17 protein-coding genes and 1 tRNA gene are annotated in these 16,283 nt (G+C 60.1%); 5 read left to right on the forward strand and 13 right to left on the reverse strand.

Translation table 11 applies throughout. From position 1 onward, the window contains the following. From AC2FLX_RS16040 to AC2FLX_RS16050, 3 genes are all read left to right on the forward strand, one after another. Positions 1 to 248, forward strand: a 248-nt coding sequence (locus AC2FLX_RS16040) for a hypothetical protein (protein ID WP_496875473.1), incomplete at its 5' end; no start/stop codon positions are given. Positions 249 to 436: 188 nt separating this feature from the next. Beyond that, positions 437 to 1,282 (forward strand): KPN_02809 family neutral zinc metallopeptidase, encoded by an 846-nt coding sequence (gene ypfJ, locus AC2FLX_RS16045; RefSeq protein WP_496744474.1) that lies wholly within the window; start codon positions 437 to 439, stop codon positions 1,280 to 1,282. Positions 1,283 to 1,306: 24 nt separating this feature from the next. Beyond that, positions 1,307 to 2,740 carry an autotransporter outer membrane beta-barrel domain-containing protein gene (locus AC2FLX_RS16050; RefSeq protein ID WP_496809718.1) on the forward strand — a complete coding sequence of 478 codons (1,434 nt, stop codon included), beginning with the start codon at positions 1,307 to 1,309 and terminating at the stop codon, positions 2,738 to 2,740. A 523-nt stretch (positions 2,741 to 3,263) separates the two neighbouring features. Here the strand turns inward: AC2FLX_RS16050 and AC2FLX_RS16055 are convergent. The 5 genes from AC2FLX_RS16055 to AC2FLX_RS16075 all read right to left on the reverse strand — a co-directional run bounded on the left by AC2FLX_RS16055 (position 3,264) and on the right by AC2FLX_RS16075 (position 8,348). Further along, on the reverse strand, positions 3,264 to 4,286 hold the full coding sequence (locus AC2FLX_RS16055; protein WP_496809717.1) for an IS110 family RNA-guided transposase: 1,023 nt from the start codon (positions 4,284 to 4,286) through the stop codon (positions 3,264 to 3,266). Positions 4,287 to 4,653: 367 nt separating this feature from the next. Beyond that, positions 4,654 to 4,730: transfer RNA gene (locus AC2FLX_RS16060), tRNA-Arg, on the reverse strand. A gap of 63 nt (positions 4,731 to 4,793) precedes the next feature. Further along, positions 4,794 to 6,179: a sensor histidine kinase gene (locus AC2FLX_RS16065; RefSeq protein WP_480748749.1), complete on the reverse strand. Its 1,386-nt coding sequence runs from the start codon at positions 6,177 to 6,179 to the stop codon at positions 4,794 to 4,796. A 15-nt stretch (positions 6,180 to 6,194) separates the two neighbouring features. Beyond that, positions 6,195 to 7,613 carry a dihydrolipoyl dehydrogenase family protein gene (locus AC2FLX_RS16070; RefSeq protein ID WP_496744487.1) on the reverse strand — a complete coding sequence of 473 codons (1,419 nt, stop codon included), beginning with the start codon at positions 7,611 to 7,613 and terminating at the stop codon, positions 6,195 to 6,197. 3 nt (positions 7,614 to 7,616) lie between these two features. Beyond that, positions 7,617 to 8,348: a TVP38/TMEM64 family protein gene (locus AC2FLX_RS16075; protein ID WP_496809716.1), complete on the reverse strand. Its 732-nt coding sequence runs from the start codon at positions 8,346 to 8,348 to the stop codon at positions 7,617 to 7,619. Positions 8,349 to 8,641: 293 nt separating this feature from the next. Between AC2FLX_RS16075 and rpmH the strand changes: the two genes are divergently transcribed. Together rpmH and rnpA are read left to right on the forward strand one after the other, a co-directional pair. Then, positions 8,642 to 8,776 carry a 50S ribosomal protein L34 gene (gene rpmH / locus AC2FLX_RS16080; RefSeq protein ID WP_005980833.1) on the forward strand — a complete coding sequence of 45 codons (135 nt, stop codon included), beginning with the start codon at positions 8,642 to 8,644 and terminating at the stop codon, positions 8,774 to 8,776. Positions 8,777 to 8,804: 28 nt separating this feature from the next. Next, a complete protein-coding gene (gene rnpA, locus AC2FLX_RS16085; RefSeq protein ID WP_480748746.1) occupies positions 8,805 to 9,233 on the forward strand; it encodes a ribonuclease P protein component in 429 nt (142 codons plus the stop codon). Between the two features lie 6 nt (positions 9,234 to 9,239). Here rnpA and AC2FLX_RS16090 read toward each other — a convergent pair whose 3' ends face one another. The 8 genes from AC2FLX_RS16090 to sdhC form a co-directional block, all read right to left on the reverse strand. Further along, positions 9,240 to 10,085, reverse strand: a complete 846-nt coding sequence (locus AC2FLX_RS16090) for an urea carboxylase-associated family protein (RefSeq protein ID WP_480748745.1) — start codon at positions 10,083 to 10,085, stop codon at positions 9,240 to 9,242. A gap of 84 nt (positions 10,086 to 10,169) precedes the next feature. Then, the gene (locus tag AC2FLX_RS16095) at positions 10,170 to 11,339 is read right to left on the reverse strand and encodes a type III PLP-dependent enzyme (RefSeq protein WP_496809715.1); all 1,170 of its coding nucleotides are present in this window, start codon (positions 11,337 to 11,339) and stop codon (positions 10,170 to 10,172) included. Positions 11,340 to 11,851: 512 nt separating this feature from the next. Beyond that, on the reverse strand, positions 11,852 to 11,998 hold the full coding sequence (locus tag AC2FLX_RS16100; protein ID WP_480748743.1) for a hypothetical protein: 147 nt from the start codon (positions 11,996 to 11,998) through the stop codon (positions 11,852 to 11,854). 116 nt (positions 11,999 to 12,114) lie between these two features. Next, the gene (locus tag AC2FLX_RS16105) at positions 12,115 to 12,828 is read right to left on the reverse strand and encodes a ZIP family metal transporter (RefSeq protein ID WP_480748742.1); all 714 of its coding nucleotides are present in this window, start codon (positions 12,826 to 12,828) and stop codon (positions 12,115 to 12,117) included. Positions 12,829 to 12,847: 19 nt separating this feature from the next. Continuing rightward, on the reverse strand, positions 12,848 to 13,627 hold the full coding sequence (locus AC2FLX_RS16110; protein ID WP_496809714.1) for a succinate dehydrogenase iron-sulfur subunit: 780 nt from the start codon (positions 13,625 to 13,627) through the stop codon (positions 12,848 to 12,850). 11 nt (positions 13,628 to 13,638) lie between these two features. Continuing rightward, positions 13,639 to 15,444 (reverse strand): succinate dehydrogenase flavoprotein subunit, encoded by a 1,806-nt coding sequence (gene sdhA / locus AC2FLX_RS16115; RefSeq protein WP_480748740.1) that lies wholly within the window; start codon positions 15,442 to 15,444, stop codon positions 13,639 to 13,641. Positions 15,445 to 15,463: 19 nt separating this feature from the next. Then, positions 15,464 to 15,835 carry a succinate dehydrogenase, hydrophobic membrane anchor protein gene (gene sdhD, locus AC2FLX_RS16120; protein WP_480748739.1) on the reverse strand — a complete coding sequence of 124 codons (372 nt, stop codon included), beginning with the start codon at positions 15,833 to 15,835 and terminating at the stop codon, positions 15,464 to 15,466. 12 nt (positions 15,836 to 15,847) lie between these two features. After that, positions 15,848 to 16,234 carry a succinate dehydrogenase, cytochrome b556 subunit gene (gene sdhC / locus AC2FLX_RS16125; RefSeq protein ID WP_480748738.1) on the reverse strand — a complete coding sequence of 129 codons (387 nt, stop codon included), beginning with the start codon at positions 16,232 to 16,234 and terminating at the stop codon, positions 15,848 to 15,850. Positions 16,235 to 16,283: the final 49 nt, after the last annotated feature.

Below are 16,283 nucleotides of genomic sequence, written 5' to 3' on the forward strand. Positions count from 1 at the left end.
GTTTTGGCTGGCCGAACGGCTGGCCGGATTTTGAACAAAAGAAGGAAGGAGAAGGGACAATGATGAAAATACTTGGAAGGGTTATGCTGGTCGTCACTATCGCGCTTGCCGGCTGCGATATGGTCGATCCGGATTGCACGCCGGAAAAAGCCGCGAAGCGTCAGGTCCAGCAGGCGACGATCGGCGTCAGCACCAACCGATGCACACCGGCTGAGACTGCACGCGATACCGCAGGTGTCGACGGATAAGGAATTCGAGCGCTCCAAAGCACTGGATGAATCGTGAGTGGTGAAGAAGTGACGCCCGGTATTGTCCTACAGAATCCGTAGTCACTGTGCCAGGTTTTGGATGTTCGGATCGGTTCCCCGCTTGAACCTCGTAAAGCGGGGAACCGTCAGATTTTAGTCTTGAAACACCCGGATGGGCCGGAGGCGACATGCGCTGGAAAGGGCGACGGACAAGCAAAAACATCGACGACCGGCGCCATGGGTCCAGTGGTATGTCTCGTGCCGGAATGGGCGGTGCCGGATTGATTGTGGTCCTCGTGATCGGCCTGCTTTTTGGTGTTGATATCACGCCGTTTCTGAGTGGCGGAGGTCAGGTTGCTCCTCCGCAAGCGAACGCGCCGGTGCAGATTGACGATGAAACCGAAGAGTTTGTGGCCGTCGTCCTTGCAGATACCGAAGCGATCTGGGGCGAGATATTCAGAGACTCGGGTATTCAATACACGCCTCCGGTACTGGTCCTGTTTGCAGGCAGAACTCAGTCGGCGTGTGGGCGCGCGATGTCCGCGACCGGTCCATTCTATTGCCCGGTCGATCAGCGCGTCTATCTCGATACGTCTTTCTTTAGGGTGATGGAGCAACGCCTGGGCGCGCGAGGTGATTTTGCCAAAGCCTATGTCATCGCCCATGAGGTGGCCCATCACGTTCAACACAGCCTGGGGATTCTGGACCAGGTGAACCGAGCCAAACAACGGTCAAGTCAGGCCGACGCGAATGCCCTTTCGGTTCGCGTGGAACTTCAGGCGGACTGCTACTCGGGAGTTTGGGCGCGGGCTATGGATCAACGCTTTGGGGTGCTGGAACCCGGTGACATCGAAGAAGCGCTCAAAACGGCCGCTGCCATCGGGGATGACGCACTGCAACGCGCTCAACAAGGCGTTGTGGTCCCAGACAGCTTTACCCACGGCACCAGTGAACAGAGACAAAACTGGTTTAACCGGGGCTACAAATCCGGAAACCCCAACAGCTGCGACACCTTCGCCGCAAGACAACTCTGAATTTCAAGGAAAACCAATGAAACCATGCTGATAGCAGCTGTCTGTACGACCATGACGCCTGCATTGGGATCAATTGCAGCGCTCTCCATTTCCGGCGCGCTGGGATCCGAGGTCGCAGCCCAACAATGCGGCTCGTCCGGCGATCTGATCTATATCGGACGGACGCGTGGCGAGGCATCCTCGGTGTGGTTGTCCACAACCGCACGGGGCGATTTTCGTCTGGAAGAGGCGCACGGAAACACGACCGTCGACACCTGGAGCCAAAGCCGCAGCGGGCCTCATCTGTCCTTTTCACCGTTTGTCTCAAACGGGTCAGGCGGCGTGCATCGGCTGTTTGAAGTCGGTGCCGCTCCAAACGGACGTGATTGCCTGGTTGATACGCGAAACCAAAGAAGGAACTGGTCGCTTCCGGGCCGGCCGCCCGGCGGCGGTGGGGGAAATCCTGGTGGCCCCGGTGGCGGACCAGGTGGTGGCGGAAGCCCAGGTGGAACTGGCGGTGGAGGCGGTAACCCCGGAGGAGGGGGTGGCAATCCCGGCGGTGGTGGAACTGGCGGAAGGCCCGGCGGCAGTGTACCAGGAGGTGGATTTGTGGGTGTCTTGCCTACGGCGGGCAGCACACGTTTTGAACGCTCTGCTGAAGCCAGGGAACAAAGACCGTGCACGACAGATCCCAATGGCAAACTGGACCCGGCCCTATGTGATCCGCTTGTGACGCCGCCCCTGACCGAAGGGCGCGATTTTGCACCGCCCACCCCGTGGAACGTCTGGACAAATTTCACTTTTACGCAAGTCGAAGACACCCGCGGCGTTCGGAACTTAGATGTGAACGATCGCTATTTCGCGGTGAGCATCGATCGCCTTGTGACGCCTACTCTTGTTCTGGGCGTTCAGGCAGAGTTCGACAATACGGATTCCAGCGCCTATGGCGGCTTGTTCGAACAAGACACAAATGGCTGGGCACTAGGACCCTATTTTGCCTGGAGGATGGCCGAGAACTGGACCCTGAACGGCCTGGCAACCGTTGGGCAATTGTCTTCGGATGTCTCACTTCTGGGGCTGACCGGTGATTTTGATCGGACGCGCTGGCGGGCCAATCTACAGGTTACCGGCGAATATGAGGCCGGAAATTTCCTGATCCGGCCTTCCCTTGCCTTTGACTACTATCGCTACGAAGGCAAAGATTTTGACCTTTCCGGGACATATCTTGGCATTCGGCGCGATATCATTGTTGAACTGGACAGCGCGCAATACAGCACTCTGACACCTGAGGTCGAACTCACGGTCAATGCCTTCTGCCCCAGTGACTACGGGTTCAAGAAATTCGAGTGGGTCAAGAAGCCCACTCACATTCCTGAACCTCGCAAGCAGACACTCTATGGCATTGAGGTTGTAGACATGCACGGCAACCCCGCGCCGTTCTTTGCGCATCCAAAACCATTCAAGGATTCGCTGAACTGACTGGCACGATGCCAAGCTTGGCTAATGCGGATATCACCCGACTTGGCGCGGTATCGGCAGTCAACTGCGCCATTTAACAATCAAAAAAGACCGCCACTTAGCGATCAAGTTCACAGCAAGCGAGAAAGCTGGATTTCTGTGTGCTACGATAGTTGCTGGCGTCGGAGAACTCACTTGAGGACAACGTTAATTTTCCAACGTTCGTGTCCCAACATAATGTCCGCTTTTCATAGTGGTTCAGTCATCAATGACACTCTGAGCTGCAACCGCAGCGAACGGCCTGTGTGGATGGCTCCTGCATAGCAAGTCCTTTTTGATCTGATTTGTGCATTTGTCAGAAGCAGTCATGTGTCCGGCCTGTTTGCGCGGCTTTGACCGCTGGCCCTGATGGGTTCCGCAAACCAGGTCCCTAACAGCTTCGCGGGCTATGATGCCCGGGCCATTCGGCGGGGTGTCCTGGTTTTGGCGGCTGACTTATGCACCATCACTTCGCGGGTCTTGCTAACTCGTTGTTCCTTTCGTCTCAGACAACAGCACGTGGGCTGTAGGGTTCGTTGTGAGCCAGTACGGCCCAGACGATCCGAGCGGTCTTGTTAGCCATGGCGACGGTTGCAACGCGCGCAGGCTTTCGTTCGAGCAATGATGCCAACCACTTACTGGCGCGTTCCGGGTGTGACCGGGTTTGCCGAACCAATGATGTCATGCCGACGACAAGCAGTGATCGCAGATACTGGTCACCCATCTTGGTGATCCGCCCCAACTTCTCTTTACCGCCACTTGATTTGTTTGCAGGGGTCAGACCCAGCCAGGCAGCAAATTCCCTGCCGTTTCGGAACTGATGCCCGTCTCCAATACTGGCGATGATTGCAGAGGCTGTCACAGCGCCAACACCAGATATCGTGCGCAAAAGGCGTACACGGGCGTCCTCTCGAGCGACTTGTTTGACACGATCTTCGTACCAGCGGACCCGTTCATGCAGAGCCATGAGCTGCTCGCACAGATTGTGGATCACTTCATTGGCAATGTCAGTTAGATCAAGAACTTCACCCAGCGTGATGTCTTCGGCAAAGCCAATGACACGCGCCAGACCTCTCGGGATAAAGATGCCAAACTCGGCAACCAGACCACGTAGATTGTTGATGAGTTGCGTTCTCTGGCGCACCAGAAGATCACGCGCCCGATGCAGCGACAAAAGGGATTGCTGCTCGACTGTCTTGATTGCAACAAAGCGCATGGTCGGACGGGTCACAGCCTCGCAGATGGCCTCGGCATCAATGGCATCCGACTTTCCACGTTTAACGTATGGCTTCACATACATCGGTGGGATCAGCCGAATCTCGTGACCAAGAGCAGTCAATTCACGGGCCCAATGATGCGCACTGCTGCAGGATTCCATGCCGATCAGGCAAGGCTCCAGCTTCGCAAAGAAAGACAGAAACTGCGCCCGCCGCAGGGGCTTATTGAACACGACTTCTTCGTCGGCGGTGATCCCGTGGAATTGGAAAACGTTCTTGGCCAAGTCTACGCCGATTGTGGTAACTTGCATGGGGTGGCTCCTCTCATAAGCAGATTTTGACATCTGCACTATGGCGCATTGCGACGCCGGTTGAAGCAGGAGCCATCCACCCCATCAGCTTGGTGGCCGTGAGTGTATTGGTATGTCGCGTGATTGCGCAGACGCTGCAAATGTTTCACTGACGAAACGCGCCGCAGCACTCAGGTACCGTACCAGCTGACAGCCTAAAAAGCGGCGTCTAATTCGAAGACCAAAAACCGATCTGCAGTGCTGCGTCTGCCTTCGTTTTTAAATTACACTTTTGACTTGGAGGCCTTCCAATGTTGAACGTTCACCCCGTTTCTGGTCCAACCATGACGGTTGGGTCAGGTTCGTGTGACGTCCAACAATGTGCAAGTGGCGGACCGAGGAGGATTCGAACCCCCGACCCCTTGATTCGTAGTCAAGTACTCTATCCAGCTGAGCTATCGGTCCACTTGGTGAGGGGCTGTTTAGACGCAGCATCGGGGGGGCGCAAGCCGATTCTGCAAAAAACTTTCAAAAAACCCGATCGCCTCTGGGAAGCCTTATTTCAAAGGTCGTTCCCTCCGTTCCGGTCTCTTTCAGCACCAGCTCGCCGCCATGGCCCCGCACGATTTCGGAAGAAATCGCAAGGCCCAGCCCGGTGCCGCCCTTGCGCACGCCGCCCTGAAACGGCGTGAACAGATTTTCCCGCGCCTTGGGCGGCAGACCGGGGCCGGTGTCGCGCACCTCGATGCACCAGTCCGTTTCATGCTCGCAGGCGGCGATGGTGATGATGCCCGGTTTTTTCGCCGCCTCCAGTGCCTGACGCGCGTTGCGCACAAGGTTCATGATCACGCGGAACATCTGCTCGGGATCGGCGCGGATCACCAGATCGGCGGGCATCTCGTTGACGATCTCGATACAGCCCTCCTCGACCGCCAGCCGCTCGCTGGCGGTGACATCCTCGGCCACGTCGTGAATGCGCACCATGGTCAGGGCGGGCGCCGGTTCTTCCGCCCGGCCAAAGGCCAGCGTGCCCTCGCACAGGGACACCGCCCGGGTGATCGAGTTCACCAGCTTGGGCGCCATGCGCCGCACCAACGGGTCTTCGCTGGCCTCGATCCGGTCGGTGAACAACTGCGCCGAGGTCAGGATATTGCGCAGGTCATGACTGACCTTGGCGACAGCCCCGCCCAACTGCGCCAGCCGCTCACGCTGCTTCAGGGCCTGCGTGATCTGGGTCTGCAGCATCTGCAGCGCTTCTTCGGCTTCGCGCAGTTCGGTCACGCCCGCGTGGGGCTGGATGATGCCACGCACGTCCTCTGGCGCGCGGGCATAGCGCTGCATGTATCCGACAACCCCCTTGATCGGGCGCACGATAAAGGCGCGCACAGCCAGGAACAGGAAAAACGCGGTGATGATCGAAATGACCAGTGACAACCAGAAAATGCGCACGCCGTAATCGATCATCGCCATGCGCAGCGGCTTGGTCTCCATGGTGACTTCGATCAGCAATCCCGCGCCGCGCACTGGTTCGCCGATGACACGGATGATCTCGTTTTCCGGCTGGATCAGGCGGGCCATGGCGTCGCGGATCAAAACCCAGGCCGAAGCCGCCCGCAAATCATAGGTATCCGTGACCTCACTCGGGATCGGCGATGACAGCATCAGTTGCCGCACCTCGTCGCGCCGAAGAACCACGTTGAAAACGCCGGCATTGACCAGCAGTTCCGCCTCAAGCTCTTCGGCCAGCATGTCATCGGCCAGCAGCGCCAGCGAGGCGATTTGCGCGCGCTCCAGCCGGGTAAGCAGGAAATCCTCGCGGAAGCGCGCAATCGACGGGACAAAGATCAGAACTTCGGCCAACATGACGAAGACCGTGGTCAGGATCAGAAACCGGCCGGACAGCGAGTTCAGCATACGCTCCTTTTCCGGTCAGGGCACCCAGCGCTGGACCAGCCCGACCAACCGTTTAACCGTTTGATTCTCAAACAGCCTTGGCGAGAAATAAGCCCCCGCCACCCGTTTGTTAAGCTCTCCGATTGTCGGATAGGGCGAAACCATCGCGGCAACCTGGCTCATTTTCAGGTTATTAGCCAGCGCCAGTGACCACAAGTTAATCAATTCACCGGCCTGGTGTCCGACGATTGTAGCCCCTACAGGACGACCGCCGACAACCATCACCTTGATGAAACCCGTCGTTTTTCGCTCCGCCACCGCCCGGTCATTGTGGCGATAATCAAAGCGGACAACCTCAAGCTTTTCGCCATGAATATCCTTGCCTTGCGTCTCTGTCGGCCCGATCTGCGCCAATTCCGGCTCAGTATACGTCACCCAGGGAATATGGGCCGTCTTCGCCTTGGACGGCAGGCCGAACAGGGCCGAGCGGATGATCACCCCCGCATGATAACCGGCCACATGAGTGAATTGCAGCCCGCCCGCCACATCGCCAATGGCATAGACCCGGCGGTTCGTCGTGCGCAACCCGGCGTCCACTTTGATCCCCGCCCCCTCTGTTTCGATCCCGGCGGCCTCCAGATTCAGCTGCGCGATATTCGCCTTGCGCCCCACCGCCAGCAACAGGTGGGTGCCGCGATGGATCTCCCCCTCCTGCGTGACGACCTCGACCGCGCCCGCCGCGCCCCGGACCTGTGCGACGATGGCCTGTTCGACAATTTCGACCCCCTCGCCCCGCAGCGCCTCCAGCACCACGGCGGCGGCCTCGGGATCATCCTTGCCCAGCGCCCTCAGCCCCTCGATCACCGTCACCTTGCAACCCAGCCGGACATGCGCCTGCGCCATTTCCATGCCGATGGGACCGCCGCCGATGATCAACAGATGGTCGGGTTTCTCGCGCAACTCGAATATGGTCTCGTTGGTATCGTAAGGAACAGCGTCCAGTCCCGGTATCGGCGGCACCAGCGGCGACGACCCCGTCGCGATCACCACCCGCCGGGCCGCGATCACATGGCTGCCCGCCTGCACCTCGGTCCGAGAGATGAACTTCCCGTATTCCCGGATCACCCGAACACCGAATCCCTCGAACCGCTCCTGGCTGTCCATCGGTTCGATTTGCGCAATGACGTCGCGGACGTGATCCTTGGCTGCGGCATAGTCCACCTGTGGCGCCACATCCGCGACCCCAAAGGTCAAGGCATGCGACTGCGCATGGGCGGCCTTGCCGCTGGCAATCAGCGCCTTCGAGGGCACGCAGCCGAAATTCAGGCAATCGCCGCCCATCCGGTGCCCTTCCAGCAGCACCACATCGGCCCCCATCTGCGCCGCGCCTGCCGCCACCGACAACCCGCCCGACCCTGCGCCAATGACCAGCAAGTCGGTCTTGATCCTGTTCATGCCTCAGACCTCTTTGCGGCCACGGACGGCCCTGAACACGATGGGCAGCGCCGCCAGCGCGCACAGTCCCAGAATCGGCCCGATCACGAACGGCTCCCACAACAGCGAGATATCCGGCGTGCCGCCCCGGTCAAAGACACCCCCCAGCCCGACGCCGATCCAGGTATAGACGATCCCGCCGGGGATGATGCCCAGCGCCGTGGTCAACAGGAAATTGCGGAACTTCACGCCCACCAGCGCCGGCACCAGGTTGGCCACGAAAAACGGCACCACCGGAACCAGCCGCAACAGGAACAGCACCGGGATCTCGTTTTCCCGCAACCCGTCCTTGAGCTTTCTGACGGTGCCTTCGGATGCCTCCAGCCGCGCGGTCAGCGCCTGCCCCAGCCCCCACCGGGCCGCCAGAAAGATGGCCGAGGCGCCAGTCGTCGCCGCAACGACATTGTAAACCGTCCCGGCAAACAGCCCGAACAGGAACCCGCCGGTCATCGACGCCACCGCCGCCCCCGGCAGCGAAAATGCCACGATCAGGACATAGGCCGCCATGAACGACGCCACCAAGGCCCAGTAATTCGCATCGCGCCACGCCAGCAGCGCCTCGCGGTTGTCGCGCAACGTCTCGAAGGTCAGGAAATCGCCCAGCGCGAAAAAGCCGATGACGGCCACGGCGAGAATCACCAATAGCGGCACATGCCGCACCAGCCCGCGCCGGGGCATCTGGGTTGCATCACTCATCTGATTGTTTTTGCCTTTTTTCATTCGCCCCCAACATGCGCTGCGAAAGTGAAAAGCAACAGGGGCCTCACGCCGCCTTGAACTTTATGGCGGCAAATGTGAGTGTTTCGGGCCTTGTTCGCTGTTTTTGAAACCTCCCGCACCGGTCGCCGCTGATTTTGTTGCAAAAGAGGTCGAAAACACCGCCCAAGGGGTTTGACTTGCCCCCGACTTGCCAGTAGAGGACAGGCTTCGAACACCCGGGCAGGCGAATCCGCGCCGCACCCCGACCGCCAAAGATTGGAGACGGAGCGATGAAACGCACCTATCAGCCTTCGAACCTGGTTCGCAAACGCCGCCACGGTTTCCGCGCACGCATGGCCACCAAGGCAGGCCGCAAGATTCTGAACGCACGCCGCGCGCGTGGCCGCAAGTCGCTGAGCGCATAAGCCCTCAACGACCGACGTTCTGACGCACATGACGCCGCCGGAGGCCCCTGAGGATGGCATCGACCACCCCGGGGAAACGCCCCCGGCGGCGTCCGTTTGCGCGCCCGTCACCCTGACCGTGCTGCGCAACAGATCCGATTTCCTCAAAGCCGCCGGCGCCCGCAGGCAGGGCACCTCGACCATGATGGTGCAGGCCCGCAAACGCAGCCCCGACGAAGGCGGCGAGGGCATTCGCGTGGGCTTCACCTGCTCCAAGAAGGTGGGCAACGCCGTGGCCCGCAACCGCGCCAAGCGACGCCTGCGCGAAGCGGCGCGCGCGGTGCTGCCCGAAACCGGGCGTCCGGGCTGGGACTACGTCCTCATCGGCCGCGCCAACGAGACCGGCACCCAGCCCTTCGAAACACTCCTCGGCGATCTCCGGCGCGCGCTGCGTAAACTGCACAGCCCGCCCAGATAATCCCGCCTATCTGCCGTGGCTGCGGTCATACCCGTTCAGGCCGGGGCTCTGCCATCCCGCCAGCGCGCCATCTGCAGGCGCGAATACCTCGACCAGCATCGGATAGCAGGCGGCAGTGTCCGAGGAATGCTCTGACGAACAATCGCCACCCGGACAAGCGCTCAGATTGCCCAGCACATCGATCTCGGCAAAAAACTCCAGGTAATCGCCGGGCCGCACCGGCGAGGCCTTCATGAAATACTGCCCGGTATCGCGGGTGAACCCGGTGCACATGAACACGTTCAGCACGTCGTGAACATGCAGTTCGGCCTCGGCCAGCGGTATGCCCAGATGATCGGCCAGCGCCCGAGTCAGGTTGGAATGACAGCAATGGTGATACTGCGTCCCGGCCAGCAGATTGCCGGTATAGGGATCGCAGCGCGTGCCGATCACGTCATGCACCGAACCGCCGAATGCGTCGATTCCGTACCAATCCAGCGTGTCCTCGATGATGGTGGCCATCGGACGCATATGGGGCAGGCTCGACCACAACCGCTCTCCGGTGGTGACATGGGTGCCGTGCAACGCGCGGGTCTTGCCCGAAAAAAACCGCTCGGACAGATCGTGCAGATTCCACAGGTTGAAATCCCCCACCTGCGGCCCCTCGATCGAGGTGATGCGAAAGAAATGCCCGGCAGGCACTTCGAAACAGGCGGCATCGCGCGGCGGCACCACCACCTCGGCCGTCTTGGTCGCCGTCGCCCGCGCCGCCCGGTAAAGATCCAGATCGGGCGCGGGCAATGTTTCAGGCGGATAGCAGATCACCGGCGCCACGGCGCGGCGGGCAACAGCATCAGAAGGGGCATTCGTCATGGGGCACCTGTCACGGGTTTTCCGCACATAAAGCCCCAGTCAGACCCCAGAGGCAAGACGGCCCCCGGCCCCAGGTCCGAAAATTCAGATCGCAATCACATCCAGCGGCGGAAACCCGTTGAACCCGACCGACGCATAGGTCGAGGTATAGGCGCCGCAATTGCGGATCGTGATCCGGTCACCGCCACGCAGGCCCAGCGGCAGATGCACCAGTTTCTTTTCATACATCACGTCGGCGCTGTCGCAGGACGGCCCGGCCAGAACACAAGGCCCGGTGGGCTCGTGATCCCGCTCGGTCAGGAACTGATAACAGATCGCCTCGTCCATGGTCTCGGCCAGACCCGAAAACTTGCCGATATCCAGATAGACCCATCGGTGCAGATCGTTGTCCGACTTGCGCGCAACCAGCAGCACCTCGGCGGCAATCGCACCTGCCTCGGCCACCATGCCCCGGCCCGGCTCCGCCATGATGTGCGGAACCTCGCCAAAACGCTCGGTCACCAGCTTGATGACCTCGGCGGCGTACAGCTCGGGCGCATCCACCTCGGTGCCGTAATAGGCCGGAAAGCCGCCGCCGATGTTGAGCAGGCTCAGGTCGTGTCCCGCCGCGCGGGCGGCGTGCCAGACGGCGGCGACCTGATCCAGAACCGGCACCCACATTTCGGCCCGGCGGGTTTGCGACCCGACATGGAACGACAAACCAATCGTATCCAGACCAAGCGCGCGCGCATGGTCCAGCACCGCAATCGCCTTGTCGGGTGCACAGCCGAACTTGCGGCTTAGCGGCCAATCGGCCTGCGTCGCCTCGACGATCATGCGGATATAGACCCGCGCGCCGGGCGCATGCTCGGCGATCTTGTCCAGTTCGTCTTCGGCGTCGGCAGCAAACAGGGTGATACCCGCGTCATGCGCCCACGCGATGTCGGCCGTCTTCTTGACGGTATTGCCGAACGAAATCCGTTCAGGCCCTGCACCGGCAGCAAAGCACATTTCGATCTCGGCACGCGAAGCCGCGTCAAAATTGCTTCCTGCGCGGGCAAGCGTTTCCAGGATCGCTGGATGCGGATTGGCCTTGACGGCATAGTGGATCCAGGCCCTGCCCAAACCCTGCGCCAGCGCCGCGAACTGACGGGCAACCGCATCGGTGTCGATCACCAGCGTCGGGCGGTCAAATCGGTTGGTCAGAATGAAGGATTCAGCGCGCGACAGAGTCGCATCGCCACGGGCAAAAAGCCCGGTTACGAGAGCGTTCATGGTCATCTCCAACAGGCGCGGCGCGGTGACCGCGAAGCTAAGGTGGAGACGTTACCGTCGCTACGTAACCATAGGGAGCAGCCCTTACGACAGAGGCGCGTGCGTTGGCGTCTTTAATCGCCATATCGGAGTCTTGCGAACTCATTGCAAGAAAAAAGATCGGGTCCAAAATAAATTTTTGCCGCGCCCGCAAATTCTTTGTCGCCCCGGCAACGCATTTGTACAAAACGGAACATGACCCCTTTGAAACCGGTACAATTCGGACAGTTCGAGGCCTAGTCACGCGTCCGCAAACATGCCTTGGGCGCATCCTGACCCGCCACGCGCGCCCCGCAAAACGCGCAGGTCCAGCACCCTTCGGCCCGGTGCTGCCGCCATCGGCAATCACGCGTCAGCGAAGTTGTACGCGCCCGCCAGACGAAATAGGCAAATACCCCAAGGGCAAGAAGCAATAGCAGAACCGGCATACCCCAGACATCTGCCCGGGGCCTCGCCGGAACGCAAGCCTTAGGTTACGCGGCGTTTGCGTATTCGAACAGATCGGGCTCACGCGAAACGGGCGGGATTTCCTTTTCCGGAGTGTAATATGCCCATGCCTGCTCCAACAGTTTCAGGGCCTCGTCTGCCGGGAATTTTCTTTTTTCTTCAACGGCTTTCATGGGTGTCGTCCTTCTCAAGGTCAACCATCCCTCCCCGCTTCGACATTAGGCCCGCGAACTGCGCAAATCACCTCATCTCTTTGCATTCTGGACATGCACAGACCGCAAGGCTGACCTCAATGGATCAGCATATCGCCCGCAAGACCCAGCGCGAAACCCATCACGCCACCAAGGGCCGGCGACCAGCTTCCCTTACTTCTCGCCTCAGGTGCGATGTCCTGAAACAGCAGGTACAGAATACCGCCAGCGGCAAAGATCATGATCGCGCCCAGAGTTTCCGGATCGTTGGACAGAAAGTGGAAACCAACTGCCGCACATACCGGCCCCAATGCCGCAAGGCCCAGAAAAATAACGATAATCTGCACGCTCGACACATGACTGTTTTTCCAGATGTCGCGAAATGCCGAAAACCCCTCGGGCAGGTTTTGAAGGAAGATCATCGCCGCCAGCAGCTTGGCCGTTGCCGCCTCGACGGTCAGCAAAGCGCCCAGCGCCATCGCTTCGGGCAGGAAGTCGAGCAGCATCGCCAGCAACAAGGCACCGGTCCCCCCCTGCCGCTCAAGGTGCTTGTCAACTGCATAGAAGGTCAGCCCACCGCCCAACAGAAGCGGAACGGCAAAAAAGACGGGCAAAGCTTGCGACCCTTTCGGCACCAGTACAAGCGCAACCGCCGATAGCAAAGCACCACCTCCAAAGGCCGTGATGCCATGCAGAACCCGGTCTTTCAGCTGCAGATCGCTGATATGTTCATAGCGCGCCAAAGCTCCGCCCAAAGGCATCGCGAGGCCAGCAAAAAGGGAAAGCAACAATGCGTATGTCAGCGGCGTCATACCGCTGACACTAGGCATCTCAAACGGTGCGTTCCACCATCATTTTCTTGATCTCCGCAATCGCCTTGGCCGGGTTCAGACCCTTGGGACAAGTCTTTGCGCAGTTCATGATCGTATGGCAGCGGTAAAGCTTGAATGGATCTTCCAACTCATCCAGACGCTCCCCCGTTGCCTCATCCCGGCTGTCGATGATCCAACGATAGGCGTGCAAAAGCGCGGCGGGGCCAAGATAACGATCACCGTTCCACCAATAGCTGGGGCACGAGGTCGAGCAGCTGGCGCACATCACGCATTCATACAGCCCGTCCAGTTTCTTGCGGTCCTCTATCGACTGCTTCCACTCCTTGGCCGGACGGTTGGTCTTGGTTTCCAGCCACGGCATGATCGAAGCGTGCTGGGCATAGAAATGCGTCAGATCCGGGATCAGGTCCTTGACCACCGGCATATGCGGCAGCGGATAGATCTTCACGTCGCCCTTGATCTCATCCATGCCGTAGATGCAGGCCAAAGTGTTTATCCCGTCGATATTCATCGCGCATGAGCCACAAATGCCTTCGCGGCAGGAGCGGCGGAAAGTCAGCGTCGGATCGATCTCATTCTTGATCTTGATCAATGCGTCCAGAACCATCGGGCCGCATTCGTCCATATCGACGAAATAGGTATCCACGCGCGGGTTTTGACCGTCATCCGGGTTCCAGCGATAGATCTGGAATTTCCGCACATTGGTCGCGCCGTGAGGCTTGGGCCACGTCTTGCCCGTGGTGATCCTGGAGTTCTTGGGGAGGCTGAATTGAACCATGATCTGTCTCCTTAGAACGTCCGCGCCTTGGGCGCGATTTTCTTGAGGCTGATGCCGCCTTCTTCTTCGGTGGTCAGCGGATCAACGATGACGGGACGATAGCTGAGTTCGACCTGGTTGCCTTCAACCCGGCTGACTGTATGCACTCGCCAGTTCTCGTCGTCGCGCGTGGTGAAATCCTCGTGCGCATGCGCGCCGCGGCTTTCCTTGCGCGCCTCGGCACCGACGATGGTGGCCAGCGCGTTGGGCATCAGGTTGGTGAGTTCCAGCGTTTCCATCAGGTCGCTGTTCCAGACCAACGACCGGTCGGTGACTTTCAGGTCGTCCAACTTGGCTGCGATGGCGGTCATCTTCTCGACGCCTTCGGCCATGGTTTTCGAGGTGCGGAACACTGCCGCGTCCGCCTGCATGGTCTTTTGCATCTCAAGCCGCAGATCGGCGGTTGCGACGCCTCCGCTGGCATTTCGCAGCCCGTCGAACCGATCAAACGCCTTGTCGACCGACGTCTGGTTCAACACCGGGTTCGGCGCCTCGGCATCGACGACCGTGCCAGCGCGAATCGCGGCGGCACGGCCAAAGACCACCAGGTCGATCAGCGAGTTCGAACCCAGGCGATTGGCGCCATGTACCGAAGCGCAACCCGCCTCGCCCACGGCCATCAGGCCAGGCACGACGGCGGTCGGATTGTCGGAGGTCGGGTTCAGCACTTCGCCCCAATAGTTGGTCGGAATGCCGCCCATGTTGTAGTGCACGGTCGGCAGAACCGGGATCGGTTCCTTGGTCACGTCCACTCCGGCAAAGATCTTGGCCGATTCCGAGATACCTGGCAGACGCTCTGCCAGAGCCTCGGGCGGCAGGTGGGAAAGATTCAGGTGGATGTGATCGCCATCCTTGCCCACGCCGCGGCCTTCGCGGATTTCCATGGTCATCGAGCGGCTGACATAGTCACGCGGCGCGAGGTCCTTGTACTGAGGCGCGTAACGCTCCATGAACCGCTCGCCTTCGGAGTTGGTCAGGTATCCACCTTCGCCCCGAGCACCTTCGGTGATCAGGCAGCCCGAACCGTAAATGCCGGTCGGATGGAATTGTACGAACTCCATATCCTGCAGGGCCAGTCCAGCACGTGCCACCATGCCGCCGCCGTCACCGGTGCAGGTATGCGCCGAAGTAGCCGAGAAGTAGGCGCGCCCATAACCGCCGGTCGCCAGCACCACCATCTTGGCATTGAAGACATGCATGGTGCCGTCGTCCAGCTTCCAGCAGACAACCCCCTGACATTGCCCGTCATCGGACATGATCAGATCGATGGCGAAATACTCGATGTAGAACTCGGCGTTGTTCTTGAGGCTCTGGCCATAGAGCGTGTGCAGGATGGCGTGGCCGGTCCGGTCGGCGGCGGCACAAGTCCGTTGCACCGCGGGGCCCTCGCCGAACTCGGTCGTGTGACCACCAAAGGGGCGCTGATAGATCTTGCCCTCTTCGGTGCGGCTGAAGGGTACGCCGTAATGCTCCAGCTCATAAACCGCCTTGGGCGCGTGGCGGGCCAGGTATTCCATCGCGTCGGTATCGCCCAACCAGTCCGACCCTTTGACGGTGTCGTACATGTGCCATTGCCAGTTGTCCGGCCCCATGTTCGACAGCGAGGCGGCGATCCCACCTTGTGCGGCAACCGTGTGCGAGCGGGTCGGGAAAACCTTGGTCACACAGGCGGTGCGCAGGCCCTGTTCGGCCATGCCCAGCGTCGCCCGCAGACCGGCACCGCCAGCGCCGACAACGACCACGTCATATTCATGCGTTTCGTATTCGTAAGCAGCCATGTTCTTTCAGCTCCGGTCGTTAGAGGGCGATGCGCGCGATAGCAAAAAGGCCGGTCGCGGCGGCGGCATAGGACAAGCAGATCACGCCGATGATCAGAATTTTCTGCGTCAGGCCATGGACGTAATCTTCAAGCATCACCTGCGCGCCGTCAGCAAAGTGCTTGAAGCCGACGAGCAGCGTCAACGCCGCGACGATGGCCGGGAACGGGCGCGAGAAGTAGTCCAGCACTGCATCATGTGGCTGACCCAACATCGGGCCAAAGGTAAAGACGAACAGTGGCACAAGGATCAGCAGAGCCACCGAGCTGACTTTCATGGCCCAGAAATGAGCAGTTCCGGCTTTCGCGGCCCCCATGCCAACGGCACGTTTGCGGTCGGTAAGATAACGCATCATCGGCCTCCGTTATGCGATGACCAGAAGGGTCAGGATGGTCAGGACGAACGAGCCGATCACCACAGCCCATCCCAGCTTGTAGGCGGTCGGGATGTCCAGGCCGATTGCATTGTCCCAAACCAGATGCCGGACGCCGGCCAGAGTGTGATACCACAGCCCCCAAAGCGACAGCGCCATGACTATGTCGCCCAGCAAAGACGTGATCACGGCATTGGCGAATGCGTAGTACTCGGGCGAGGTCGCGGCGGCGAGGAACCACCAGACGATCAGCAGCGCCGCAACGATGAGTGCGTTTCCGGTGATGCGCGTCAGAATGGACGTCACCGACGTCAGCTGCGGCCGGTAAATGCTCAGGTGCGGTGAAAGCGGGCGGTTGCCCCGATTGACATCGGCCATTGTGGCTCCTTTCAGGTTGGTTGAGAGAGTTTTTACCCGATTTTCCGAA

Source organism: Ruegeria sp. YKSF57, assembly GCF_059612585.1.